The sequence below is a fragment of the Sporosarcina gallistercoris genome, from assembly GCF_050459885.1.
In the GTDB taxonomy this organism is placed as follows: domain Bacteria; phylum Bacillota; class Bacilli; order Bacillales_A; family Planococcaceae; genus Sporosarcina; species Sporosarcina gallistercoris_A.
Map to the genome: position 1 here is coordinate 173,417 of NZ_JBCMNO010000012.1, position 24,909 is coordinate 198,325.

The following is a 24,909-nucleotide window of genomic DNA, read 5'->3' on the forward strand; positions in this document are numbered from 1 at the left end:
TTATAGTGTGCCCTATTTATCAAAATACAAACAGCTCAGAATGAGTTATAATTGAATGACTACTTAAAAAATTTGAGCGAGAGGATTTGATTGGATGAACTCTTCAGTTGACGAGCTGTTTGTCGAGTTGATTGGTTTTTTAGAACAGGAGCAAGTATCGAGGAATGAGACAGTACGTGACTTACATAGCAAGGACGAATCGTATCATACGCCAAGTTTACCCGATCTTGTGGTGTACCCTAGATGTACTGAAGAGGTGAGCCGCATAGTGAAATCGGCAGGGAATTTGAACATCCCTGTAATTCCGTTTGGAGTCGGTTCCAGTCTGGAAGGTCATGTCATCCCTTATGAGCATGGGATTACAATAGATTTCACTGAGATGAATCGAATACTTGAAGTGAATCCTTCAGACATGCTGGTGACTGTACAGCCTGGCGTGACTCGTTCTGTATTGAACAAAGAGTTGAAAAAGCACGGGCTGTTCTTCTCCGTCGACCCAGGAGCAGATGCTACACTTGGTGGCATGGCAGCAACGAATGCGAGCGGAACAACCTCCGTGAAATACGGAGTCATGCGTGATCAAGTGAGGGATCTGGAAGTGGTTTTAGCAGACGGAACAGTGATTCACACTGGGAACAAAGCAGCCAAATCTTCCTCAGGCTATCATTTGAATGGATTATTTGTCGGTTCAGAAGGTACTCTTGGTTGTTTTACGGAACTGACACTCCGTGTTTTTGGAATTCCGGAAATGACTACAGCAGCACGTGCGACATTTACGTCCATTACGAACGCTATTGAGGCGGTGCCTGCAATTTTGCAAGCTGGGATTCCCATTGCCCGAGTGGAACTCGTCGACACGGAATCCATTCGCCAAGTGAATGCGTATAGTGAAACAGATTATGCAGAACTGCCCACCCTCTTTTTGGAGTTTCATGGAAACGAAGCAGGTCTCGCCCAAGATGTAGCCTTCACGAAAGAAATTGTCACAGACTTCGGCTGCAAAGAAATCTTGTTCGAAACGGAAACAGCAAGTCGCAATCGCTTATGGGAAGCACGTCATAATGCCGCATATGCCTATACACATGGCTTCCCAGGTAAACAAATGATGCTTACGGATGTCTGTGTTCCGATTTCCAAATTAGCGGAAGCCGTCGTCTTTGCTCGCGAGGAACTCGACAGAACAGGACTCGAAGGCGGAATCGTAGGGCACGTAGGGGATGGTAATTTCCACGTGTTGCTAATGATCGATCATGAAAATGCGGAAGAACTCAAGATCGCTGATGAGTACAATGAAACCATCGTCCGTCGTGCGCTCGACTGTGGCGGGACATGCACAGGCGAGCATGGTGTCGGTGTAGGCAAACAGAAATACCAGCGCGATGAACACGGTGCTGCGTATGACGTCATGCTGAAGATCAAGCAAGTGCTGGATCCGGAGAATGTCATGAACCCAGGAAAATTAATCAAGTGATGCAAGTGGAGAGGGCTTTTGCAAAGCCCTTTTTTGCGTGAAGTGAAAAGTCATAATGCTGGTAGAAGTTAATAAGCGCTCATAAATCCAGGAAAGTGATCATAACGGAGAGAAAGCCGCTCATAAACTCAGGAAAGTGATCATAACGGAGAGAAAACGCTCATAAACTCAGGAAAGTGATCATAATGGAGTGAAAGCCGCTCATAAACTCAGGAGAATGATCATAACGGAGAGGAAGCGCTCATAAACTCAGGAAAATGATCATAACGAAGGGAAAGCGCTCATAAAGCCAGGAAAATGATCATAACGAAGGGAAAGCGCTCATAAAGCCAGAAAAGTGATCATAACCCAGTAAAAGCGCTCATAAATCCCCACAATCCACCTTCGTCCCTGAAGAAAACATCATTCAATCTACAGAATTAGCTCTACAGCGAAATATCCTATACCTAAACAAGCGAAGCGCTGCCAATTAAATCTCTAAACCTTAAGAAGTCGATTGACATCCAAAAACAGACAGCGACTCTATTCCTTTCCTCGAACCAACGTCAGCTCATGATTATTGAGCAACAGCTCCAAAAAGACTTGCAGCGCTTTTGTCTGGTATGGAGAACTGGTTACAATCGAAAACTGTCTGACAAATGGGAAGCCTTTCACGGATAGCTGCACTAAATCGCCATAACGGATTTCCTTTTGTACAGCCCACTCTGACAATAAGCTGACTCCCAGACCTGCTTCGACGGCTTCCTTGATAGGCTGAGTGCTGCTGAACTGCATCGTTCGGGAGGGAGTGATTGAGAAACGTTCGAAGACAGATTCCACAGCTTCTCGAGTACCCGAGCCTTCTTCACGGATTATCCAAGTGAGGTCAGCCAATTCCTTCCATTCAATCATCTTTGTCCTTACAGCAAGCGGATGGTCTGACGAAGCGACGATGATCATCCGGTCTTCTGCAAAATCTTGCGATGTCAGTGTTCGATTCTCTTTGAATCGACCTTCAACAATTCCTACATCAAGTTGCCGGCTCATGATTTGGTCTGCGATCTCTGCCGTATTGCCAATTGTCACCTCAGGTTGAATACGAGGATAATCCACCAACAAACGAGCCAATATATGAGGTAGCACGTATTCACCAAATGTGTAACTGGCCCCGATTGAAAGTTTTCCGCTCGCCTCATGCGATAGGTCATTGACCAAATGGTGCATGCGCCCATATAAACCCACAATTTCTTTCGCATGATGATAGACGATCTCGCCGGCCTTTGTCAGTCGGACATATTTATTCGTTCTTTCCAGCAAACGTACATCCATCGTCTCTTCCAAAGAACGGATATACTGGCTCACAGCGGGTTGTGTCATGTGGAGGTCCTCAGCTGCGCGTGAAAAATTTTTCTTTTCAGCAACGGTGACAAATACATTTAAACTTTGATCCATATACCCACCTCGTTCTCATATATGTAATTACTTATGATAGCTATTATATATTGTTATTTTCCTTATGAAAAATGTGAGCGTATACTTAACCACAGGAGGTGTTACGCATGAATTCATCATCATTATCCCCATCACCCAAAAAGCTTTCAAAATCGAGTGCTTGGATCGGCGGGGTTGCATTTACATTTTTTATCGCATTTTTAGGCTACTTGCTAGCCAAGTTACCAGGTTTTGACCATATTGGTCAACTCGCTTCTGCCATTATCATCGCCGTTGTCTTCCGACAATTCTTCGGATATCCGGAAGCGATCCGGCCGGGAATCGCATTTTCGTCTAAACGATTATTGCGGACAGCCATCATTCTGTACGGTCTGAAACTGAATATCGATACCGTACTGAGCGACGGACTTGGATTGCTTGCACGTGATGTCGGTGTCATCATATTTGCCATTTTCATGACACTCTGGCTCGCTAAAATGTTTAAAGCGGATAAGAATATTTCGCTCTTACTTGGAGTGGGTACAGGAGTTTGTGGGGCCGCTGCGATTGCGGCAGTTGCACCGATTGTGAAGGCAAAGGATGAAGATACAGCAATCGGTGTCGGAATCATTGCATTGATGGGTACAGTGTTTGCCATCGGTTATACGATTTTACGGCCATTTTTGCCAATCGATGCAATCCAGTACGGTATGTGGTCAGGCATCAGCTTGCATGAAGTGGCACACGTCGCGCTAGCAGGAGCCCCCGCAGGTGAAGATGGGCTTGCCATCGCACTCCTTGCGAAACTCGGACGCGTATTCCTGCTTGTACCGCTTTGCTTCATCTTCATCGCAATTATGAAACGGAAAAGTAAAGGAACCGACGAAGCGGACTCGAAAATCGAGTTCCCATGGTTCCTAGTCGGTTTCATCATTTTAAGTGTCCTCGGAAGTTATGTGTTCGGGCCAATCATCCCAGTGTCTGATGGAGTGTATGACTTCATCTCAGTCTTGACGACTTGGCTCTTAACCGCAGCTATGGTTGGTTTGGGATTGAATGTAAGCCTGCGCGATTTGCGCGCTCGAGCACTTCGCCCGCTTGCTGCAATGACCGTCACATCGATTTTGCTTTCAGTCATTGCATATTTCATCGTCTAATCGATGGCTTTTCCAAAAAAACCACGTAGAAAGGAATTTCCCTTCTACGTGGTTTTTTGAGCATTACTCGATCAATCCTTCTTCTTTCAAGAAGTCGACGGCAACCGTTTCATATTCCTCTTTGTCAATATCGACTCGAGCATTCAGCTCTTGCATGCGTTCATCGTCGATTCGGCCAGCTAGCATATTCAGAACTTCTTCCAATTCAGGATGCTTGTCCAGTACATCTTGACGGATGAGTGGAGCTGCGTAATAAGGAGGGAACAGTTTTTTGTCATCTTCCAATACTTTTAAGTTGAAAGCTGGAATGCGTCCATCGGTACCGAATGCATCGATGACATCGACATCTCCGTTTTTAATAGCGCTATACATAATGCCTGTATCCATTGTTTTTGCTTCTTTAAACGAAAATCCGTAAAGTTCTTGGAAGCCTGGATATCCATCTTTTCGCTCTTGGAACTCTGGCTCTGTGCCAAGTACCATGGAATCGGCAGTCTTTTTCAAGTCGGACATTTTTTCAAGACCGTATTTCTTTGCATCTTCTTGCCGCACAGTGAGTGTATACGTATTGTTAAAGCCGATCGGATCGAGCCAAACGAGATCATACTTTTCTTTGAATACTTTCTTTACGTAATCATAAGCCTTGTCTGGGTCGTTAATAGCATCTTCCTTCAAATAGTTCATCAAACCCGTACCTGTGTACTCTACATAGACGTCATAACTGCCTTGTTGAAGTCCTTCAAAAGCGAGAGTGGAACCGCCGAGGAATGATTCGTATTTCACGTCCAAATCCGTTTTCTCTTCAATCAGATGCCCTAGCACAAAGACCATGATTTCTTGTTCAGTAAAGTTTTTACCGGTAATCGTAATCGTGTCCTTTGTATCTCCTGTGAATGAGGTAACAGCAAATACTAGGACAATGGCTGCTACGACGGCAATTGCACCGCGTGTAATATTCTTTTTCGCTGTCCGGGAAAGTTTACCCGGTTGTGCCATTCCTTCTACCTTTTTTAAGATGAAGTCAAGTACGATTGCTAGTAAGGCAGATGGAATTGCCCCTGCAAGGATGAGACCTGAATTATATGTTTGCAGACCGCGGAATATGAGATCTCCAAGTCCGCCAGCTCCTATTAACCCGGCAATAGTAGCGACACCGACAATTAAAACAGTTGCTGTTCGTACACCGGCCATGATGACACCTAACGAAAGCGGTAATTCCACCATCGTAAGCACTTGCCGGCTCGTCATACCCATACCGATCCCTGCTTCTACAGTGGCGCGGTCAACACCGCGAATACCGATATATGTATTGCGCAAAATTGGGAGTAAGCCGTAAATGGTGAGCGCAATAATGGCAGGTGCTTTGCCGGTCCCCATAAATGGGACAAGGAATACAAGCAAGGCCAGGCTGGGGATGGTTTGAAGCACAGAAGCGACCCCGATGATCGGCTCAGCTATTTTGGTGTTGCGTGTCAAAATGATACCTAGGGGAACTGAGATGAGGATTGCAATTCCGATGGAAATTAAAGAAAGGGTCGCGTGTTCAAGAAATAGGCTCCAGATAGTGGGCCATCGATTTGTAAAGACATCTACTGTATCATTCCATATTTCGTTAATGGTAAAGACCTCCTGTCAACATGTGTTTTCTTCAGATTAAAGCAGTTCATCAACGATGTACTCAACGAGACTTGATCGGCTGACGAGACCCAATAGCTTTTCATCTCGATCCACTACAGGGACAAACCAATAACCTGATTCATTTAACTTCGTGAAAATTTCTCCGACGGGTTCATCGATATAGAACTTCTGATGATCTGTTTTTTTGATATCGTTTAACGTAAGCGTTTCGTCACTAAAATGCTTTTGCACATCCCAGATAGATGCCACGCCAAGATAATGATCTTTTTCGTCAACGACAATCAAGGTGTCGACACGTTTTTTCTGCATCGTTTTCAGTGATTCTGCTAAACCTCTTTTATAAAGAGTAGAGATGGGTTTAATAAGAAGTGATTCTAGTGAGGGAAGTACAACCGCTTCGTTTAAGCGATCTTCTCCGATGAAATTTCGTACAAATTCATTTGCTGGACGACGTAAAATCGCTTCGGGAGAGTCGACTTGAACGATTTCCCCGTCTTTCATAATACACACACGATCGGCAATTTTGAGAGCTTCGTCCATATCGTGTGTTACGAATACGATGGTTTTTTTCACATCTCGCTGGAGTTTGACTAATTCATCTTGTAACTGTTCACGGCTTATGGGGTCAAGCGCACTGAACGGCTCATCCATTAATATGATTTGAGGTTCTGCGGCCATCGCACGGATTACACCGATCCGCTGCTGCTGCCCGCCGCTCAGCTCTTGAGGATATCTATCTGCATACGTGACTGGGTCCAATCCGACCATCATCATCAGTTCATCCACTTTATGGTGGTAGTCTTTTTCCTCCATTTTTTTGAGTTGAGGGACGAGGCCGACATTTTCGCGGATGGTCATATGTGGCAGCAGACCGATATGTTGAATGACATAACCGATACTTCTGCGGAGCTCAACAGGGTTGACAGATGAGACACTTTTTCCGTCAATTTTAATCTCTCCACCGGTAGGCTCGATTAACCGATTAATCATTTTCATAGTAGTTGTTTTGCCGCTGCCACTCGGACCGATCAGTACGAATAATTCACCTTGCTGGATATCGAAGGTCAAATTTTTGAGCGCTTCAAATCCATCTGGATATTTTTTTGACACGTTTTTGAATGTTATCAATTAGCTTCCTCCTTTTTCGTTTTTCGAAATTGTTCCTCTACTAACACTAGCCGTATTGGAGCGGAATTGCAAAACCGATCCCTTTTACCTAGTGAAATCGGTTACTTGCTAAAGGGTGTGAAAAAGCGACTAAGTCTCTAAAGAGTGGACTAGTCGCTACATTCTTCCTGATCTGAAAATGGAAAAGAGAAGAAACACAAACATTAAAAATGCGACAATCGCACCGACCTCAATAACAGGAAGGTTCAGTAACATATTATTTTCTCCAGCAATGGCAGAACCGATGATCAGCCCTGTCATCAGAATACTGAACGCCAGGAGGATGACACTGAACGCAAGACGATTACTAATGATGTCCATACGCCGGAGAATAAAACTGGTCTGCCGTAGATTAATATCCAGCTTCAACTTCCCTTTTTTGGCGGCTGTACTGATGTCTTTGAAATCGCGAGGGATATTAGCGAGAATCTCTGCGTTTTCACTCACACTCTCCCAAGCTGATTTCAGTAGGGAAGTGGGACTATAGTATTCTCTGATAAGTTTCTTTCCGAAAGGTTCTACACCTTCCATGATACTCATAGTGGGATCCAGCTTGGAAATCAGTCCTTCCAAGGTTAATATCGTTTTTCCTAAAACTGTAATTTCACTCGGTATTTTAATTTGGTGACGGTAGGCAATGCCGAACAGCTCCACGAAAATGTCACCGAGACTCATGTTTTGCAAAGGTACATCGTAATACTTTGTTTTGAGCAATCCTAAATCTTTTTGCAGGCTCTTGATATCCGTTTCGTCATGTAATATCCCCATAGCATCCAATACTTTGATGATGCCCTTCGTACTGCCCTGTTCCAATTCCATAATCAGCTTTGCAAACTGGAGTTTGAGATGATCGTCCATGAATCCGATCATTCCGAAGTCGATAAATGAAATGACATTCCCAGGCATTATGTATATATTTCCAGGATGGGGATCCCCATGGAAGAATCCATGATCAAGTACTTGACTGAACATGGTATTCACAAGTTTCCTAGCGAGTAGTTTCCGATCATATCCTTGTTCATCGAGCTCATCGATATGATTGGACTTTATCCCCTCAATCATTTCCATCGTCAATACTTTTTTAGAGGAAAAGTCCCAGTGGATCTTAGGGATGTATACAGAAGAATCATTTTTCGCTTGTCGCGAGATTCGTTCAGCATTCCTTCCCTCCGTTCCGTAATCGAGCTCACAGAGCAGTGATTCCGCAAATTCGTTAATAATGGCCCGTACGCCATATAACTTACCCCAATCCGTATTATTCTCAATCATGGTCGCGATTTCCTTAAGGATGGACAAATCGGTATCCACGGTTTGTCGGATGTCGGGCCGTTGAACCTTTACGGCCACTTTTTCACCATTGTATAAGAAGGCAGCATGGACTTGGCCGATTGATGCGGTTGCAAGTGGCTTGTCGTTGAAAGATTCAAATAGTTCATCCAATGGTTTTCCGAGCTCTTTTTCTATAATTTGCTGGACTTCCTCAAACGAAAATGGCTCGGCATGGTCTTGTAGTTTTTCAAGTTCACGTATAATTTCAATGGGGATCAAGTCACGTCGTGTGCTAGCGATTTGACCTAACTTGATAAATGTCGGGCCGAGTTCTTGCAAAGTTCTGTTCAATTTTTGCCCTATATTCTGTAGGTTCATATCCAGAGGTTCGTTCTTCATCTTTGCTGCAGCTCTTCGTTCTGTAATTCCTAGACGGAAGAGTATGTGGCTAAATCCATTTTTTAAGAAAGTATTTACTATTTCCTGATATCTATACGTTCTGCGGATGGAAATTTTAATCAAACCAACACCTCCATTCAACTAATACATGTACCCAATTAAGCATCCGGTTAAACACTAAATGTGGAACATTATTATGGAAATCGCTTCAACTCATCTTGACAAGAAGTACCAAAAAACATATACTGTTCCACATTGACTTGTCAGTCAACCAATAAAAAAGAGACGGAGAATGCATGAAATGAGTCCAAGAAATAAGGAACAGTTTAAGGAAATCCGCGACCAGCGTCAACAAGAATTAAGACGCTCCGCCATTCAGATGTTCAGCCAAAAAGGGTTTGCTGCTGCGAAGATTAGTGATATCACTTCAAATGCAAAACTCAGTCACGGTCTTTTTTATCATTACTTTACTTCAAAAGAAGAATTGTATATAGAGGTCATCCGAGATATCCTTTACGACTTCATCGACTTGGTAGAAGAGGCAGCTCGGTTTGAAATGACAGCACTTGGCAAAATGGAGTGGCTGACGGAAGCGACGCATTCGGGTTCTATTCGGGAAGGGGTTTACCGACATATTCTTGTGCTGCAAGCTTTGTATTCCGATCATTTGAATGAGCTCGTCAAACAAGAAATTGTTTCATTGTATAAAGAAGCGGTGGATGGGATTAGCAGCATTATTAAGACAGGCCAAGAAGAAGGGCAATTCATAGAAGGAGATCCTGAAGAATTGGCAACCTATCATTTGGCGTTAGCTCATGGTCTATTATTATGGAATGCACGAACAGAAAACCCCGTGGAGCTATCCACTGACAAAGTGTTAAGACAGCTAAAAAAAACAGGGGATGGAGGAGTCTGTCTATGAACAAAAGAATGTTGGCACCAACGATTATTTCGATTGCAATGGCAACTGTGATGGCAGGCGCTGCAATCTCACCAGCGGTAGGTCTGATCGCTTCGAACTTTCCGGATGCCGATCCGATACTGATCAAGCTCATATTAACGGCACCTTCGTTAATCATTATTCCGTTTTCGTTTGTATCCAGTTATTTAACGACCAAAATTTCCAAACGTGCGATTGTCATGATTGGTTTGACGATCTATATCGTCAGTGGTGTAGGCGCTCAATTCACAAATACGATTGAAACGTTACTCGCTTTCCGATTTGTCCTTGGCGCAGGGGTAGGTCTTGTCATGCCTCTATCCATTTCTCTTATTAGCGATCACTTTGCAGGAAGAGAACAAGTGAAAATGATGGGATACAGTTCTGCATTCAGTAACCTGGGAGGGATCGTCACAATGACGCTTGCCGGGTTCCTAGCGACATTTGGCTGGAAGGTTCCTTTCAACGTCTATTGGATGGGCGCAATCATCTTCGTACTCGTCTACTTCTTCTTGCCGAAGAATGAACCTGTGCAGCCCCACGGATCGGGTCCTAAAAAGAAATTGCCTCTTTCGGTTTATGGATACGCACTTGCCTCAGGAGGTATTATGCTCGTCTACTATGGAATTGCGACCAATATGGCGCTCTTCCTGGAGCAAGGAAAGCTGGGAGGGTCTAGTGTGGCCGGCGCTGTCATATCATTTACGACAATTGGCGGGATGATTACAAGCTTAACGCTTGCGCAGCTGCAGGATGCGTTAAAGAAGTTTCTTATTCCTTTAAGTCTGTTGTTTATGGGCTTGGCGTTCGGGACTCTCGCGTTAACATCTTCCATTCCCGTGATTCTAGCAGCAGTATGTTTCGTTGGTCTAGGGCAAGGTATTCTGTTCCCGCTCATTAATGTCAAAGCACTCGGTCTGGTCAACCCATTGAACAGTGACCGGGTCATTGCAGTCGTGTCTAGCTGTATTTATATCGGTCAGTTCAGTTCGCCACTCGTGCTGGATTCCATCGCACGCACTATGGGACACCCTACAATCCGTTTCCAATATTTCTTCATTGGCTCAGTATTGGTAGTAAGTGTAGTCATCATAGGAGTAGTTGCAATTATCATGAATTCAAAAAATGGTCCTTCACTTAAAAAAGAAGAGCCTGTATAACATGCATAAAAACGGACATGGCCATTGAGGTGACCTGTCCGTTTGTCCTATTAAAGCTGTTTTTCTAGACGTTCCATTTGAAGAATACGGAAACCTGATTTTTCAAGTTTTACCTTGAGTGTTTCAATTTCATCTTCTGTTTTTTCCCCTTCGAGAGTCAGAACGACACGCCTGACAAGAACGGAACCGTTATCGAGTGTCAGCATGCCTTCAATATTTTCCCCACGAAGTGTTCGAGCCAGTTTTTCAATCATTCCCCGAGCTTCTGTAGAAGAGATCGTTAGATTCAGCCCGCCTGTTTTAACACCGAACGCATCTTGGAATACACTTTCGATTTTGTTGTGCGTCAGAATTCCGACAAGTTTTCCGTGATCGGTGACAGAAATGAAAGGAAGTGCTTTGATTTTTAACAGTGCATCCAAGAATGAGGAAGTCTCTTCTATGCAGTCATCTTTGTGTTTGACAATGGTATCCAACGTAGCGTCTGCATCCCCGTTCTGTTCATACAAATATTCAATGAGGTGGATCTTGTAGATCATGCCTTTGTAGTGGTCATTAGCATCCACGACAGGGACGGAACGAAAACCGCTTTTCCTGATTTTATCGAGTGCTTCCGTTACAGTATCTTTGTCATTTACTGTAGTTACATAATTTCTTGAAACAAGTAAGTCTCGTACGCGCATTCATAATCCCTCCAGTAGTTTTCAATCATTTCAAAATGTTTTGTCAATCTCATTATAAGTGAAACGGAAAGCATTGAGCAAGGTATTTTCAATTGCGTCGTCCACCTTCTATTGTATAGGACGGAGACCGGAAAGTCTTGCTAGTGACGAAGTCGCCACACGATAATTAGTTCTTCCCGTTTTTGGGAAGTGAATCTTCCATCCCAAATTTGCTTCACTAGGAAGAACAGGTAAACTATAGAAAAGAACTGTGGGGAAGAGAGGGCTCACCTTGTATTTTTCATATAAGCACGACAACTGGGAATGGATTGAGGTTGAACAGCAAACTGATTTGAAAGCGGAACTCACCAACCAATCACATATGAGCAGTAAATGGTTGAAAACTCTTGAAAAAAACAAACAGGACGTCATCGGAAACTTTACCGCTGTCCTAGACGAAGAGGCACTATGGGGTAGGCTGACATACGAACAAAGCATGCAGAGTAAAAATGACAATAACACATTTTCTTTTTTCCTTACGAAAGATACCCTGTTGACGTCAGAGTTAAATCATGAGTTGTTCCCGAAAGAAGCGCGTGAAGAAATGGAGCGGAAACTGGTCAAGTCAGAAAATGCACCTCAGGCGTTTATCGTGCTTCTTAACGCGGTGCTGCACAAATTCCTGGAACAAATTGATCAGTTTGAATATCGGCTAAGGGAGATGATCTGGGGAATTAAAGACAATAATAACATGGAGTTGCTAGAACGAATCGCTCAAAGCAGGCATGAGTTGATAGTTTGGAATAATCTCGTCATCCCGGTAGTCGAGATTCAAATGACGCTAGAAGAGACTTTTGAAGAAGACCAACTCGGGGAACTTGAATACAAGAGGTTGTGCACAAGAATAAAACGGATCCGTATGCTCATTAGGGAGTACAGTCAAGAAGTGGAAGCTCTGACAGATATGGAAAGCCTTGTATCGAATCAGCGGGGAAACGAAATTATCAAGACGCTTACAGTAATCACGACAATTTTCACCCCTGCTGCGGTATTCGGAGCAATCTGGGGAATGAACTTTGAATCTATTCCGGAGTTTAAGTGGGCCCATGGTTACGCCTTTGGACTCACCGTCATTCTGTCCACTACATTGGGACTTTACTTTTATTTAAAAAAGAAAGGATGGATGGGTGAAATTCTTAAAACTAAGTCGAACAAATCCATTTTCAAGTGAATGCAGAGGAGACTGAAGAATGACTGACCAAGAAATGGATAAGATCCTTCGTATTCGTACAGAAGGGACAATTGAAATCTTACAGAGCTCAGCGCATTATAACCGCTATGAAGCAACACCGTACAGTGTCTTGGATGCCTTATTTGAAATCTATCCGCTTCGTCCGACTGATCATCTAGTGGATTTCGGATGCGGCAAAGGACGGGTTCCGATCTATAGCGCGTATCGTTATGGATGTATAGTCACAGGCGTCGACTTGAATGGTCGTTTGCTGCAAGAAGCATTTATCAATCTTGCAGATTTTCGAGCTTCCCAGAAACGTTTCCGCGGCTCGATTGAATTTGAACAGAATACTGCAGAAACGTATGGAATTCAAGCTAGACAGAATGTCTTCTACTTTTTCAACCCGTTTTCAGTTGAAGTTTTTCAGACAGTCATTGCCAATGTGTTGGAATCTGTTGAACTTCATAAGCGCCAGGTAGATGTCATCCTTTATTATCCGACAACGGCATTCGTCTGTTTTTTGGAAGAACAGACTCCTTTTGAGAGAATTGAAGAGCTGCCGATTCCAACTCTATCAATCGACAATGAGGATGAACGTATTTTGATCTACCGATATGAATAATGATTGCCAGGCCGCCATTACTAAACGGCCTGGCTTGTTAAGCAGTAACTGTTTGCAGAAGCATCTCAATTTCTCGCTTCGGTAAAGGGCGGGAGTATAAAAATCCTTGAACCTCATCACAGCGAAGTGTACTTAAAAACGATGCTTGCTCATCTGTTTCAACGCCTTCCGCGATGACGTCGATGCTTAGATTTTTAGCAAGGTCGATAATGGTTTTAATAATGGCAGTATTGCTGCTGCTCAGGTCTTGCAGAAAGATTTGATCGATCTTTAAATGGGTGATCGGAAATTTGCTTAAATAACTAAGGGAGGAATACCCTGTACCAAAATCATCAATACTGACGTGGATCCCCTCTTCATGCAATCGCTGCAAAACCTTTTGTGAATAATCCACATCCGTCGTCATGCTCTCGGTGATTTCAATGTTTAAATATGAAGGGTCTAAACCAGTCTTTTGTAGAACTCGCAGTACATGGGTGATGAATGTAGGCTGCTTGAATTGGCGAATCGAAACGTTCACGCTCATACGTATGGCCGGAAATCCCTGTTCTTGCCACTGCTTTGCTTGAGCACATGCAGTTTCCAACACCCATAATCCGATGGGCAGAATCAGGCCGCTTTCTTCTGCAATAGGGATGAATTGTCCGGGAGAGATCAATCCTTTCTGGGTGTGATTCCATCGAGCCAACGCTTCAACACCTGTCATAGCCCCGGTCTTCATATCATACTGAGGCTGGTAATGGATTTCCATTTCGTTGCGACTGATTGCTTGGCGTAGATCCATTTCCAGTAATGTTTTTTCAATCATGTCATTATTCAACTCTCGAGTGAAGAAACGATGGGTGCTCTTTCCTTGATCCTTTGCAAGAAATAACGCCGTATCTGCGTTACGCAGCAATGTATCATAATCCTCACCGTCAAATGGAAAGCGGCTGATTCCTATGCTTGGTGTAATGTATACTTCAATCGATTTAAATGTATAGGAATTCGAAATCTCTTCGATGATGCGAAGTGAGATATCGTTTACAAGGTTTTCATCCGTCTCTCTGATCATGAGGACGAATTCGTCACCAGCGATGCGACATGCTAAATCGTTCGGTCCTAGGCAATGGGTGAGCCGGTCCGCTACAGCTTTCAACACTTCATCGCCGATAAAGTGACCAAGGGAATCATTTATATTTTTGAACCGATCCAAATCTAAATACATAATCGAAAAGTCATTTTCAGCTTGCTGAATGGTTTCAATAACTTCCGATTTAAATAATCTCCGATTCGGAAGTCCGGTTAGCGCGTCATAGAAAGCCATGTGTTCTACCAGTTTCTCAGCCTTTTTCCGTTCCGTAATCTCGACGCACGTTCCTACAACTTCGATTACAGCCTCATTTTCAAGTATGGGAGACAAATAAATGATAAAGGAATGGTCCAAGTAATCGAGCTCAAACTGACAAGGCTCTCCGCCTAGAGCCGCATATGCATAGGAACGGAGCTCTTGGAGCTCTATGCGACTGAAAGGATTGGATTCTCCTCTAGTATTGATAAGAGTACTCGTCAGCCCTAACTTGTCACAAATCTGCCCCTCCAATAAGGTAACGAAAATCCGTCCGCTTTCATCTGCTTCATATTTGAAGATGGCATTTTGCAGATTCCTCACGGTGGTGCGAAAATCGTTCTTGAGTGCAGATTCAAGAGCTTGTTCCGCTTCGATTCTCGCAGTGATATCCGTCCGGATGGAGATGTATTCATAAGGCGTTCCGCGATCGTCTGAAAATGGAACAATCGTAGTGTTCATCCAATAGAAAGATCCATCTTTGGCACGGTTTTTCACTTCCCCCCGCCAGACGTTGCCGCTTTTAATGGTTCTCCACATGTTTTCAAAAAATGACTTCGGATGATGTCCCGAATTGATAAGTCGATGTGTTTTGCCTAATAGCTCTTGTTCAGGATACTTGGATAACTCGCAAAACTTAGGATTCACGTACTTAATGACACCTGCTGAATCTGTGGCCGCAATTACAGAGGCGTGATCCAAAGCGGATTCTAGATTATTCAGCTCTTTTAACGTTGCTTCATATTTTGCGGAGGCGAGCTGGTCGTCCGTGATATCCAAATCGATAGAAATATAATGGGTTGGAATACCTTCTTCGTCGATGACGGGAACCACGGTAGCTCGTACCCAGTAAGGGGTGCCGTCCTTGGCGGTGCTCTTAACGACTCGTTGCTGAATAACTTGCGGACTTTTGTTCTGATTCATTTCTTCGAATACGTGTTTGGGATTATAATTTGGAGATAATAATTGATAGGAATTTCCAACCAATTCGTCTGCGCTGAATTGAGTCAGCTCGCAAAAGCGATCGTTGACGTAGAGGATTGTTCCATTTGTATCAGCAATGGATACACAAAACTTTTCGTCTAATAATCGGGAGAGTGACTGTAGGTTTTTAGCTTCTGTTAACACCATAGGACAGTATCCTTTCTTGCAATATGTAAATTCCCATATTGGTAGGTACTAATTTGCTTGACTTGGTGGATACGTGTAGTTGGAGTGAGTAAAACTACCTAGTTCTAATGGTTTGATTATAACACTGTACCTTTAGACCTTCTAGTCTTTTAGAAATAAACTTATCTTGCACATTGGAATATACGAATAGTTCTTCGTTTTTAGACACAACTTCAGGCAGGTTGCAGTGTATTGGCGGCGAAGGTATCATTAAGATGAAGAACATTCATACAAGAGTTATATCGGCCTACATAAAACTATTTAAACAGAAAGATCAGAAAGTGTTTTATAACTATTAGATTAAGGAGCTGTCAATATGAACGGACAGTTAGACAGAATTAGACGGGAATCTTTGAAACAGAAAGTGGTTACAGCAGAAGAGGCTGCATCCTGGATCCAGGATGGAATGACACTCGGATTAAGTGGTTTTACACGTGCAGGCGATGCGAAGGCAATCCCGGAAGCCCTGGTGAAGAGAGCCCAAAAAGAATCTTTCAAAGTGAATGTATTCACGGGGGCTTCTTTAGGTCATGATATTGACAAGCTATTTACGGAAGCTGGAATTGTAAATAAGCGGCTCCCGTTTCAGGCTGATGCTACAATGCGGAAAGGCATCAATAATGGAGAGCTGCTATTTGTCGATCACCATTTGTCGAATACGTCTGAACTGATACGCGGAGGCGTTTTGCCACAAGTGGACATTGCTGTTTTGGAGGCCGTTGCGATTGCAGAAGACGGGTCTATTATCCCTTCTACTTCTATCGGAAACTCGTTGATTTTTGCAGAACATGCGCAGTCTATTATTGTGGAAATCAATGTGGCGCACTCCGAAGAATGGGAAGGCGTGCACGATATTTACGATCCTGGAGTGTTAGGGGATCGCGAGCCAATTCCTTTGAAGCATCCGGATGAACGCATTGGGACGTATGGAATTCCTGTAGACCCTGACAAGATCATCGGGATTGTGTTAACGGAAGAATACGATTCGTTCTCGACAATCGACCAGCCAGATGAAGAAACCGAAGTAATGGCGGGACATTTGCTTCAATTTTTAAGATCGGAAATTACAGCCGGCCGGTTAACGAAAGAGTTAGCTCCATTACAATCGGGGATCGGTTCCCAAGCGAATGCAGTCCTTCATGGATTGTTGGATTCAGAATTTGAAAATTTGGAAGTCTACTCAGAGGTGCTTCAAGACTCTGTGTTCGAACTCATTGATGCCGGGAAAGTGAAATCGGCGTCGTGTACGTCGATTACTGTAACGGAAGAACGTATGGATATTTTAAGAAATAATCTCTCTTTTTATAAAGAGAAAATTGTTATGCGGCCACAAGAAATTTCGAATCACCCGGAACTCATTCGCCGACTCGGTACGATTTCCATTAACACGGCTCTTGAATTCGATATTTATGGAAACGTCAACTCGACACATGTGACTGGAACTAAAATGATGAATGGAATTGGCGGATCAGGGGATTTCGCTCGTAATGCTCGCTTGGCGATCTTTGTAACGAAGTCTCTTGCGAAAAAGGGTGCGATATCAAGCTGTGTACCTTTCGTTTCGCATGTCGATCATACGGAGCACGACGTGGATATCCTAGTCACGGAACAAGGTTATGCAGATTTACGCGGACTCGCACCGAAAGAACGGGTGGAACTGATTATTAACCGGTGCGCACATCCTTCCTATCGTCAGGAGTTATGGGCCTATTATGAAGAAGCAGCACTTCGTGGCGGTCATACCCCCCATATTCTTGAGAAAGCATTGAGCTGGCACATTCGGTTATCGGAAACCGGAACAATGCGGGAGTCAAAGGAAGAAGTGACGCAATCATGAGGATTTCACTATTCGGAGGAACAGGTCGTGTTGGTTCACTTCTATTGACGAAGTTTCTAGATGACGGACATCATGTTACAGCCTTGGCCAGAAACCCTGAAAAGTTGCCTGCCCACCCTAACCTGACCGTCATTCAGGGAGACGCAAAAGAGTTAGCTGCAATCGCCACGACAATCCTAGGAAGTGAGGCAGTGGTGAGTGCTCTCGGGACAGATAAAACAACTACTTTGAGTGATGCAATCCCTCATATGATCCAGGCAATGAATGATGAAAAGGTCAAGCGGATCCTTACGATAGGTACTGCTGGAATTTTGCAAAGCCGGATTGACCCTGAGCAACTTCGTTACGAAGCGGGAGATTCCAATCGTAAATTGACTGCAGCCGCAGAAGAACACGATGCAGCCTATCGTGCTCTGTCCACTTCCGACTTGGACTGGACTATTGTCTGTCCGACCTATTTACCGGAAGGAGAACCTACAGGCACCTACCGGACAGAAGAGAACCGGTTGCCTGTGGAGGGGAAAGAAATTTCCACCGGAGATACCGCACAATTTGCAGCACATGAGCTGATTGCATGCAATCATCTGCATACGCGTGTAGGAATTGCATACTAAGGCTCCTAGCACGACGAAAACCCCGCGCATCCCATAAGTAAAAGGGCTGCGTGGGGTTTTACCGTTAACTCAAATGTTCTAGGAACATCGTTGCGATGCCGAAGTAGATCAGCAAGGAAAGTATATCGTTCAGTGTAGTAATAAGAGGGCCGGAAGCGACAGCCGGATCGACATTGAATTTGTTGAGAAGCAGAGGGATTATTGTACCAGCGATAGTCCCGATAATAAGTGTTGCCAGCAGGGAGATCCCGACAACAAAGCCAAGTACCATACTTCCTTGCCAGAAGTACGCAATGATGGCGATCAGAGAGCCGCACGTTATCCCGATAGTAACCCCAACAACCATTTCCCGAACCACTAACTTAAGTGTTTTTTTCCACGTCATTTCTTCAGATGCCAATCCGCGTACGACAACTGCTAACGACTGCGTACCCGTATTCCCTGTCATCCCTGCAATCATCGGCATGAAAAAGGCGAGGGCGACAACTGCATTCAATGTCTCTTCAAATTTCGAAATAATACTTCCGGATACCAGTCCTATAAACAAAAGTAAAATCAGCCATGGCAATCTGCGCCGCGCCGCTACAAAGGGTTTCGTCCGGAAGTCTATCGATTTACCTGAAGCCAGCAGCATCTCGATGTCTTCGTCCGCTTCACGTACGACGATGTCGAGCACTTGATCACCGGAAATGGTCCCGACCAAAACATGGTCATCTGTTGTGACAGGGACCGCTTCGAAATCGTATCTTCCAATCAGTTTGGCAACGTCTTCTTGTTTCGTGAGGACATCGACTTGGATAGGTTCCGTCCTCATAATGTCAGAGACAAGCTGATGATCGTCTGCCAGCAGTAAATCCCGGAAGGTCACCACTCCGATGAGCCGCTGCTCGTCATCCACTACATATAGGTAATTGATAAAGTGGGCAAGGTTTTCGAACGTTTTCAATTTTTGTTCCGCCTCGATGACTGAAATTTGCGGAGAGATGGGTATGTATCGGTTCGTCATGACGCGACCTGCAGTTTTCGGAGGATAGTCCATGATATGCAGAATGGACTCCATCTCTTCCCGCCGCATTTCAGCAATTAAGTCATCAATTTTACTCCTGGAAAGTCCCGTCAATAAAAAAGCTAAATCATTATTTTGCATCTTATGCAATAGTTCAGTAGAACGATCCGATCCAATCCTTTCTAATACAGAGAGCTGTTCGTCCTTACTTAGATAACGCAGCAAATCAGTTAGATCTTGAATGGTAAGCCATTCCAGAAACAATGACCTTCGTTTTCTTGGAAGTTCCTTGTATTGGGAGGCGATCTCGTATTTTTCTAGTGCCTGGATGATTTCCTGGAACTTCTCTTTCTTCCCTTCATTGAGAACTCGGATGATTGCCCTCTCCAACTGTACTTGATCCAACGTTTCTTTCTTGTCTTCTTTCTGAAACAAACCCATGTCATCACCTCAACTATTGTTCATGTCTTATTCCCCCTTATGCCCTGTCTAAAGGAATCAGAAACAAATAATGATGAAATCATCCAGTGTGTGAATAATTATACATTTAAAGAAATAAAAATTCACTTTTCGGTCTGCTTGTGCTTTAATAGAACAACCAATACGTTGAGGGAGCTGGTTTAAAAATTGTAAACTAATATTACAGTTTCATTACAGTTTTTGCAATATTCATGTTTAAATGAATTCTATAGGGGAAAGTGCAATAAGGAGTACAAAAAATAGCCGATGGGCTAATACAAAAGGGGAGTTTCATAGAATGGGAAAAATGAAGATGTTAGTAATCATGCTGGCTGCTTCGCTATTGTTACTTGCGGCATGCGGTAAAGAGGAAGACGGCAAGTCATCTGGAAGTGCTGGCGAATCTGGGGATACCGGCTATGACTTGGTGAAAAAAGGGAAATTCACATTTGCAGCAAGTGGTGTATACAAGCCGTTCAGTTTTGAAGAAGATGGGAAGCTAACTGGTTTCGATATTGAAATTGGAAATGCGCTTGCTGAAAAGATGGACCTTGAACCGAATCCTGTAACCAATCCATTTGAAACGATTTTACAGGGGCTGGTTGGTAAAAAGTTCGACGCAATTATCGGTTCGATGGCCTATACAAAAGAGCGTGCAAAACAAGCGGATTTCACTGAACCATACTATTACTCTGGAGGGATGATCTTTGTTGCTAAAGACAATGACGAGGTCAAAGGTCCGGATGATCTTGATGGTAAGAAAATAGGAGTCGTTGCACAGTCCACGTACGAAGCACCCGCAAAAGAACTATCCGATAACATTCAGTATTACAGCAGTGATGTGGTAGCGCTTAAAGATTTGACAGTGAAAGGTCGTCTCGATGCGGTTATTACTGCAGATATCGTAGGATTTGAAGCGATTGATAATGGATTTGAAGTGAAGGAAGTTGGAAAACCGATGTGGGTGGAACAGCCATCGATTGCAGTCAATAAGGAAAATCCTGAATTGACAAAAGCACTGGACAAGGCACTTCAGGAATTGATAGATGATGGAACGTACAAAGAAATCTCGGAGAAGTGGTTTGGTCGCAACCTTCTTGACATTGATTTGGAAGGCGTCGAGTTGTTAGAATGAATGAACTCCCAACCCGTATAATGGAAAGTTGGTGTGCCGGTGCCTGAGTTATTTATAACCTTTAAAAATGTTTTTATGGAAACCTATAAAGGTTTTTTAGAAGCAGGTCTATTAACCATTGAAATTACAGCGATTGCAGTAGTGATAGGTACTATTCTTGGAGTCATCTTTGCACTCATGAAGATCTCCAATTCCAAAATATTACAGACTATTGCGAACCTATATATTACTCTGATTCGCGGAACCCCTTTGATTGTACAGATCATGTTCCTCTACTTTGGAATCACATCAATCATTATACTGGAAAACTTCTGGGCGGGTGCAATTGCTCTAGGTGTCCATAATGGAGCTTATATTGCTGAAATCTTCCGCGGATCCATTCAAGGGATCGACCGGGGGCAGCGGGAAGCGAGTCTTGCTTTGGGGATGAACCGCTCTCAGACAATGAGACGCATTGTGTTCCCTCAAGCATTGCGACGTGCCATTCCGCCGCTAGGCAACCAGTTCATCATTACGTTGAAAGACTCCTCGTTAGTCTATGTAATCGGTGTATCTGAATTATTCGGTGTTGCCAACCGGGTCGCTGCATCCAACTTCAAGCAATTTGAAACGTTTCTCGTAGTCGGGCTGTACTACCTTATTCTTGTCCTGATTTTCACTGCATTACTGAAGTGGTATGAGAACAAACTGGATGTGGATAAATAATGGAGGCAGATACGATGATTAAAGCGGAAAACGTTCATAAGTCATTTGGAAAACTTGAAGTGCTGAAAGGGATCGATATGGAAGTTCGGCCAGGCGAAGTGGTCGTTCTCGTCGGCGTCAGCGGTTCGGGGAAGAGTACGCTCCTCCGGTGCCTCAATTTCTTGGAACTTACTAATGAAGGTGTCATAACGATTGACGGAAAACGGGTGAATCAAAAGAAAGATGATCTTGCAAAAGTGAGGGCTGAAGTCGGAATGGTATTTCAGCATTTCAACTTATTTCCTCATAAGACGGTGCTTGAAAATGTGATGGAAGCACCGATCATGGTCAAAAAGGTAGCCAAAACCACAGCCAAAACAAGAGCTCTTGAAATTCTTGAAAAAGTGGGTCTGTCTGATAAGGCAGATGTCTATCCAAATAAGTTATCGGGCGGTCAAAAACAGCGCGTGGCGATTGCTCGGGCCCTTGCGATGGAACCGAAAGCCTTGCTGTTCGACGAGCCGACGTCCGCGCTTGACCCCGAACTGGTCGGGGAAGTGCTGCAAGTTATGAAAGCTTTGGCGGATGAAGGGATGACGATGGTAGTCGTTACCCATGAGATGAAGTTCGCCAAAGAAGTTGCAGATCGGGTCATCATGCTGAACGAAGGCATCATCATCGAAGATGCGGATCCCGACACGTTCTTCAATCACTCCAAAAACGAAAGAACCCGCCAATTCCTTGAAATGGTGAATGTTTAGTGGGCGTAGAGACTTTATGATTGCAAGATTCCGGACATATCATGACGATTGACTGAATGGTAAGACGGGTAATCCTATGAGGAAATCGAGCCCCTTCGGAACGCGTCCGTCTGAAGCGCAAACCGATACTGTCTAGACATCATGAAAAACCTCTATCCCGCCGACGGGATAGAGGTTTTCTATCGTTTGGGTGTATAGTTTAATGCCTTGAACAGACCATTTCGTTCTGAATCTGTTAAATCACGCCACTGACCAACGGGTAGGTTGCCCAGCGTCAAGTTCATAATGCGCATTCTTCGTAAGCTGACGACATTATAGCCGAGAGCCGTACACATACGACGGATTTGGCGATTCAATCCTTGTGTAAGCGTGATATTGAACTTTCGAGACCCTAGCTTCCGCACCTTACACGGCTTAGTCATTGTATCAAGTATGGGGACTCCTTGTTCCATCTCTTGTATGAACTGATCAGTGATGGGACGATCGACCGTGACGATGTATTCTTTTTCGTGACCGTGTTCTTCCCTCAAGATTTCATTCACAATGTCTCCATCATTCGTAAGCAGCAGCAAACCATCCGAGTCTTTGTCCAACCGGCCGATGTGGAAAATACGAAGGGGATGATTGATGAAATCGACGACGTTTCCTGCAACATGCCGTTCTGTGGTGCTCGTGATCCCTACCGGTTTGTTCAGCATCAGGTAAACGAGTTGTTCTTCGACAGATACAGGCTTACCGTCCACTTCCACGAGATCGCCGTCTTCGACTTTGCTGCCAAGTTCAGCAGTTTCGCCATTAATGACGACGCGTCCTGCTTCTATCCATTTATCTGCACCCCGCCGAGAAGTGATGCCTGCTTCACTTAGAAATTTGTTTATACGCATAAGGTCCCACCTTGTCTGATTACCGTTTCTCTTATTGTAGCTTCTTTTTAGCTATCAATCAAAGCTTGAAATTTAAAATATAGTATTCAGAAAAGATAATGATTGACAGAGACTCCGATAGAATGTAGTATTGGTTACAACTTTCAGATGGGTAGTTGGTGTCGGGAGCGACACCGCCCACGGAGAGCAGAGACGAGAAGAGCATAGCTGAGAAATCATTGAAATAAGAAGAGTAGCATCGCATCAGACGGATCCAGAGAGTCGGTGGCTGGTGAAAACCGACCTGTCTTGCGGTGTGAATGGACTTATGAGAGCCTAGTGAAAACCTCCGCAGGTTTTTTCAAGGACGTCATTCCCGCGTTATGGGAAGTGCTGATCGAAAGCACATGAAGTGGGGATGCATTTGCATTCCAATTGAGGTGGCAACGCGGATTTTCCGTCCTCTGCAACCGGACTTAACTGTCTGGATGCAGGGGGCTTTTTGTCGTTTTTTAGAACTTATACGAGATGGGAGAGAGTCAATTGACAATCGAAAAAATGGGATTACGAGTCACAGCTAACCGGTTTAATGGAGAAACATTGACGCCCCTTTTGATCTTTCAGAGATTGCAAGGTACACATAAGTTTTTATTGGAAAGTTCTTCTGGCCATACGCACAATGGACGGTTTTCGTTCGTAGGTGCCAATCCTCTGAAAGCGTACAAAGGACATCCGGATGGTGTGGAAGAAACGAATTATTCCGGAGGCGAGTCGTTTGTTCATGAAGGGGAATTATTCACCTTGCTGAAACGGCTAATGCCACGGGTGACGGATCACAGCGAATTTCCGTTTACTGGAGGAGCCGTAGGCTATGTCGGTTATGAAGCGGGGAGCACAGACAAGAAAAAGACAACCGCAGAATTCCCAAGTGCTTATTTTAATGTGTACGACACGATCGTCATTTATGACCACCAGGAAAGCGAAGTAACATTATTGCATACGGAAATTCAACCTACCCATCAGGCTCCTGATCTGGATGAGCTTTCCGCAATCCTTTTAACCGGTGATGCGGATGCGGAAACAGACATGAGGGTATCGGATTACCGAAGTGCTGTATCCCAACAGACGTTTGAAGCGAACGTACAGCGAGTAATCGATGACATCAAGGCAGGAAAGGCAGAGCAAGTGGTCCTGTCCCGAAAGATGATTGCTGATATTGAAGGGGATCCTTTCCAACTGTATCGGCTGTTGAGGGAGCGGAATCCTTCACCGTATATGTATTACATGGAGTTTGATAATCATATTGTCATTGGAGCATCTCCGGAAAGTCTCGTGCAGGTTCATGGCAATCGCGTCCAAACGAATCCGATAGCAGGAACACGCAAACGCGGATTGACTGTGCTAGAAGATGAAGAACTGGAACAATCACTGCGTGCAGATCCGAAAGAGTTATCGGAACATGACATGCTCGTTGAGTTGAGCCAAAGTGAAATGAAACAGTTCTGTGACTCAACGAGTGTAGAAGTTACTGGATACCAAGAAACCGTGAGATATGAGCATGTCATGCACCTTGTGTCTGAAGTGACGGGGACTCTTGCACCGGGCTTGCACGCACTGGATGCACTAAAAACGAGTTTGCCGGCAGGGACGGTCACTGGGAGCCCGAAACCTGTAGCGATGGCGATGATTGATGAGATCGAGACAGAACCAAGAGGTATTTACGGCGGGGCAATCGGATACATCGGTCTAAACGGTAATATCGACTTTGCCCTGACGATACGGACAATGGTCGTGAAAGATGGTCAGGTGAGTGTGCAGTCAGGCGCTGGAATAGTTGAAGCGTCAAATCCACACTCGGAATTCATGGAGACGGTAAATAAAGCCAAATCGCTCACCGGATTGACAAAGAACAGCCAATAAGGTG

Annotated in this window: 20 protein-coding genes and 1 other annotated feature; of the genes, 12 read left to right on the top strand and 8 right to left on the bottom strand. The window is 44.2% G+C overall.

Annotation, left to right across the window (positions count from 1 at the left end):
• Positions 1-94 precede the first annotated feature (94 nt).
• A complete protein-coding gene (locus tag ABE021_RS08195) occupies positions 95-1,471 on the top strand; it encodes an FAD-binding oxidoreductase (RefSeq protein WP_430287990.1) in 1,377 nt (458 codons plus the stop codon).
• A gap of 522 nt (positions 1,472-1,993) precedes the next feature.
• On the opposite strand, the gene ABE021_RS08200 is transcribed toward ABE021_RS08195, so the two are convergent.
• Positions 1,994-2,902: a LysR family transcriptional regulator gene (locus ABE021_RS08200; RefSeq protein WP_430287991.1), complete on the bottom strand. Its 909-nt coding sequence runs from the start codon at positions 2,900-2,902 to the stop codon at positions 1,994-1,996.
• 107 nt (positions 2,903-3,009) lie between these two features.
• Between ABE021_RS08200 and ABE021_RS08205 the strand changes: the two genes are divergently transcribed.
• A complete protein-coding gene (locus ABE021_RS08205; RefSeq protein WP_430287992.1) occupies positions 3,010-4,038 on the top strand; it encodes a YeiH family protein in 1,029 nt (342 codons plus the stop codon).
• Positions 4,039-4,101: 63 nt separating this feature from the next.
• Here the strand turns inward: ABE021_RS08205 and ABE021_RS08210 are convergent, their stop codons facing one another.
• The 3 genes from ABE021_RS08210 to ABE021_RS08220 all read right to left on the bottom strand — a co-directional run bounded on the left by ABE021_RS08210 (position 4,102) and on the right by ABE021_RS08220 (position 8,634).
• Positions 4,102-5,514 carry a glycine betaine ABC transporter substrate-binding protein gene (locus ABE021_RS08210; protein WP_430287993.1) on the bottom strand — a complete coding sequence of 471 codons (1,413 nt, stop codon included), beginning with the start codon at positions 5,512-5,514 and terminating at the stop codon, positions 4,102-4,104.
• A 177-nt stretch (positions 5,515-5,691) separates the two neighbouring features.
• A complete protein-coding gene (locus ABE021_RS08215) occupies positions 5,692-6,804 on the bottom strand; it encodes an ABC transporter ATP-binding protein (protein ID WP_430287994.1) in 1,113 nt (370 codons plus the stop codon).
• A gap of 156 nt (positions 6,805-6,960) precedes the next feature.
• Positions 6,961-8,634 carry an ABC1 kinase family protein gene (locus ABE021_RS08220; protein ID WP_430287995.1) on the bottom strand — a complete coding sequence of 558 codons (1,674 nt, stop codon included), beginning with the start codon at positions 8,632-8,634 and terminating at the stop codon, positions 6,961-6,963.
• Between the two features lie 178 nt (positions 8,635-8,812).
• On the opposite strand from ABE021_RS08220, the gene ABE021_RS08225 reads away from it, so the two are divergent.
• Complete coding sequence (locus tag ABE021_RS08225) at positions 8,813-9,433, top strand: TetR/AcrR family transcriptional regulator (RefSeq protein WP_430287996.1); 621 nt, start codon at positions 8,813-8,815, stop codon at positions 9,431-9,433.
• Positions 9,430-10,611 carry an MFS transporter gene (locus ABE021_RS08230; RefSeq protein ID WP_430287997.1) on the top strand — a complete coding sequence of 394 codons (1,182 nt, stop codon included), beginning with the start codon at positions 9,430-9,432 and terminating at the stop codon, positions 10,609-10,611. Before ABE021_RS08225 ends, ABE021_RS08230 begins: the two co-directional genes overlap by 4 nt.
• Positions 10,612-10,661: 50 nt before the next feature.
• Here ABE021_RS08230 and ABE021_RS08235 read toward each other — a convergent pair whose 3' ends face one another.
• A complete protein-coding gene (locus tag ABE021_RS08235) occupies positions 10,662-11,294 on the bottom strand; it encodes a CBS domain-containing protein (protein WP_430287999.1) in 633 nt (210 codons plus the stop codon).
• 271 nt (positions 11,295-11,565) lie between these two features.
• Between ABE021_RS08235 and ABE021_RS08240 the strand changes: the two genes are divergently transcribed.
• Together ABE021_RS08240 and ABE021_RS08245 are read left to right on the top strand one after the other, a co-directional pair.
• On the top strand, positions 11,566-12,504 hold the full coding sequence (locus ABE021_RS08240; protein WP_430288000.1) for a magnesium transporter CorA family protein: 939 nt from the start codon (positions 11,566-11,568) through the stop codon (positions 12,502-12,504).
• A 19-nt stretch (positions 12,505-12,523) separates the two neighbouring features.
• The gene (locus tag ABE021_RS08245) at positions 12,524-13,129 is read left to right on the top strand and encodes an SAM-dependent methyltransferase (protein ID WP_430288001.1); all 606 of its coding nucleotides are present in this window, start codon (positions 12,524-12,526) and stop codon (positions 13,127-13,129) included.
• A 37-nt stretch (positions 13,130-13,166) separates the two neighbouring features.
• Here the strand turns inward: ABE021_RS08245 and ABE021_RS08250 are convergent, their stop codons facing one another.
• Positions 13,167-15,587: a sensor domain-containing protein gene (locus tag ABE021_RS08250; protein ID WP_430288002.1), complete on the bottom strand. Its 2,421-nt coding sequence runs from the start codon at positions 15,585-15,587 to the stop codon at positions 13,167-13,169.
• Between the two features lie 355 nt (positions 15,588-15,942).
• Here ABE021_RS08250 and ABE021_RS08255 point away from each other — a divergent pair, with 355 nt between their 5' ends.
• Both ABE021_RS08255 and ABE021_RS08260 read left to right on the top strand, forming a co-directional pair.
• Entirely contained in the window at positions 15,943-17,463 is a 1,521-nt protein-coding gene (locus ABE021_RS08255) for a succinate CoA transferase (protein WP_430288003.1), read from the top strand.
• The gene (locus ABE021_RS08260) at positions 17,460-18,077 is read left to right on the top strand and encodes an NAD(P)-dependent oxidoreductase (RefSeq protein WP_430288004.1); all 618 of its coding nucleotides are present in this window, start codon (positions 17,460-17,462) and stop codon (positions 18,075-18,077) included. The genes ABE021_RS08255 and ABE021_RS08260 overlap by 4 nt, the downstream gene beginning before the upstream one ends.
• Positions 18,078-18,141: 64 nt before the next feature.
• On the opposite strand, the gene mgtE is transcribed toward ABE021_RS08260, so the two are convergent.
• Positions 18,142-19,524, bottom strand: a complete 1,383-nt coding sequence (mgtE, locus tag ABE021_RS08265; protein ID WP_430288005.1) for a magnesium transporter — start codon at positions 19,522-19,524, stop codon at positions 18,142-18,144.
• Between the two features lie 316 nt (positions 19,525-19,840).
• Between mgtE and ABE021_RS08270 the strand changes: the two genes are divergently transcribed.
• From ABE021_RS08270 to ABE021_RS08280, 3 genes are all read left to right on the top strand, one after another.
• Positions 19,841-20,677, top strand: a complete 837-nt coding sequence (locus tag ABE021_RS08270) for a transporter substrate-binding domain-containing protein (RefSeq protein WP_430288006.1) — start codon at positions 19,841-19,843, stop codon at positions 20,675-20,677.
• Positions 20,678-20,752: 75 nt separating this feature from the next.
• Entirely contained in the window at positions 20,753-21,382 is a 630-nt protein-coding gene (locus tag ABE021_RS08275; RefSeq protein ID WP_430288007.1) for an amino acid ABC transporter permease, read from the top strand.
• 14 nt (positions 21,383-21,396) lie between these two features.
• Positions 21,397-22,122, top strand: coding sequence for an amino acid ABC transporter ATP-binding protein (locus ABE021_RS08280; RefSeq protein WP_430288008.1), 726 nt, complete (start codon positions 21,397-21,399; stop codon positions 22,120-22,122).
• Between the two features lie 179 nt (positions 22,123-22,301).
• Here ABE021_RS08280 and rluF read toward each other — a convergent pair whose 3' ends face one another.
• Positions 22,302-23,006 carry a 23S rRNA pseudouridine(2604) synthase RluF gene (rluF, locus tag ABE021_RS08285; RefSeq protein ID WP_430288009.1) on the bottom strand — a complete coding sequence of 235 codons (705 nt, stop codon included), beginning with the start codon at positions 23,004-23,006 and terminating at the stop codon, positions 22,302-22,304.
• Positions 23,007-23,215: 209 nt separating this feature from the next.
• Positions 23,216-23,453 (top strand) — a binding site (T-box leader).
• 75 nt (positions 23,454-23,528) lie between these two features.
• Between rluF and ABE021_RS08290 the strand changes: the two genes are divergently transcribed.
• The gene (locus tag ABE021_RS08290) at positions 23,529-24,905 is read left to right on the top strand and encodes an anthranilate synthase component I family protein (protein WP_430288010.1); all 1,377 of its coding nucleotides are present in this window, start codon (positions 23,529-23,531) and stop codon (positions 24,903-24,905) included.
• The last annotated feature ends 4 nt before the right edge of the window (positions 24,906-24,909 follow it).

Coding starts and splice junctions, on each gene's coding strand:
- ABE021_RS08195 (WP_430287990.1), top strand. CDS start 95: ATGAACTCTTCAGTTGACGAGCTGTTTGTCGAGTTGATTGGTTTTTTA.
- ABE021_RS08200 (WP_430287991.1), bottom strand. CDS start 2,902: ATGGATCAAAGTTTAAATGTATTTGTCACCGTTGCTGAAAAGAAAAAT.
- ABE021_RS08205 (WP_430287992.1), top strand. CDS start 3,010: ATGAATTCATCATCATTATCCCCATCACCCAAAAAGCTTTCAAAATCG.
- ABE021_RS08225 (WP_430287996.1), top strand. CDS start 8,813: ATGAGTCCAAGAAATAAGGAACAGTTTAAGGAAATCCGCGACCAGCGT.
- ABE021_RS08230 (WP_430287997.1), top strand. CDS start 9,430: ATGAACAAAAGAATGTTGGCACCAACGATTATTTCGATTGCAATGGCA.
- ABE021_RS08235 (WP_430287999.1), bottom strand. CDS start 11,294: ATGCGCGTACGAGACTTACTTGTTTCAAGAAATTATGTAACTACAGTA.
- ABE021_RS08245 (WP_430288001.1), top strand. CDS start 12,524: ATGACTGACCAAGAAATGGATAAGATCCTTCGTATTCGTACAGAAGGG.
- ABE021_RS08250 (WP_430288002.1), bottom strand. CDS start 15,587: ATGGTGTTAACAGAAGCTAAAAACCTACAGTCACTCTCCCGATTATTA.
- ABE021_RS08255 (WP_430288003.1), top strand. CDS start 15,943: ATGAACGGACAGTTAGACAGAATTAGACGGGAATCTTTGAAACAGAAA.
- ABE021_RS08260 (WP_430288004.1), top strand. CDS start 17,460: ATGAGGATTTCACTATTCGGAGGAACAGGTCGTGTTGGTTCACTTCTA.
- mgtE (WP_430288005.1), bottom strand. CDS start 19,524: ATGGGTTTGTTTCAGAAAGAAGACAAGAAAGAAACGTTGGATCAAGTA.
- ABE021_RS08270 (WP_430288006.1), top strand. CDS start 19,841: ATGGGAAAAATGAAGATGTTAGTAATCATGCTGGCTGCTTCGCTATTG.
- ABE021_RS08275 (WP_430288007.1), top strand. CDS start 20,753: ATGGAAACCTATAAAGGTTTTTTAGAAGCAGGTCTATTAACCATTGAA.
- ABE021_RS08280 (WP_430288008.1), top strand. CDS start 21,397: ATGATTAAAGCGGAAAACGTTCATAAGTCATTTGGAAAACTTGAAGTG.
- rluF (WP_430288009.1), bottom strand. CDS start 23,006: ATGCGTATAAACAAATTTCTAAGTGAAGCAGGCATCACTTCTCGGCGG.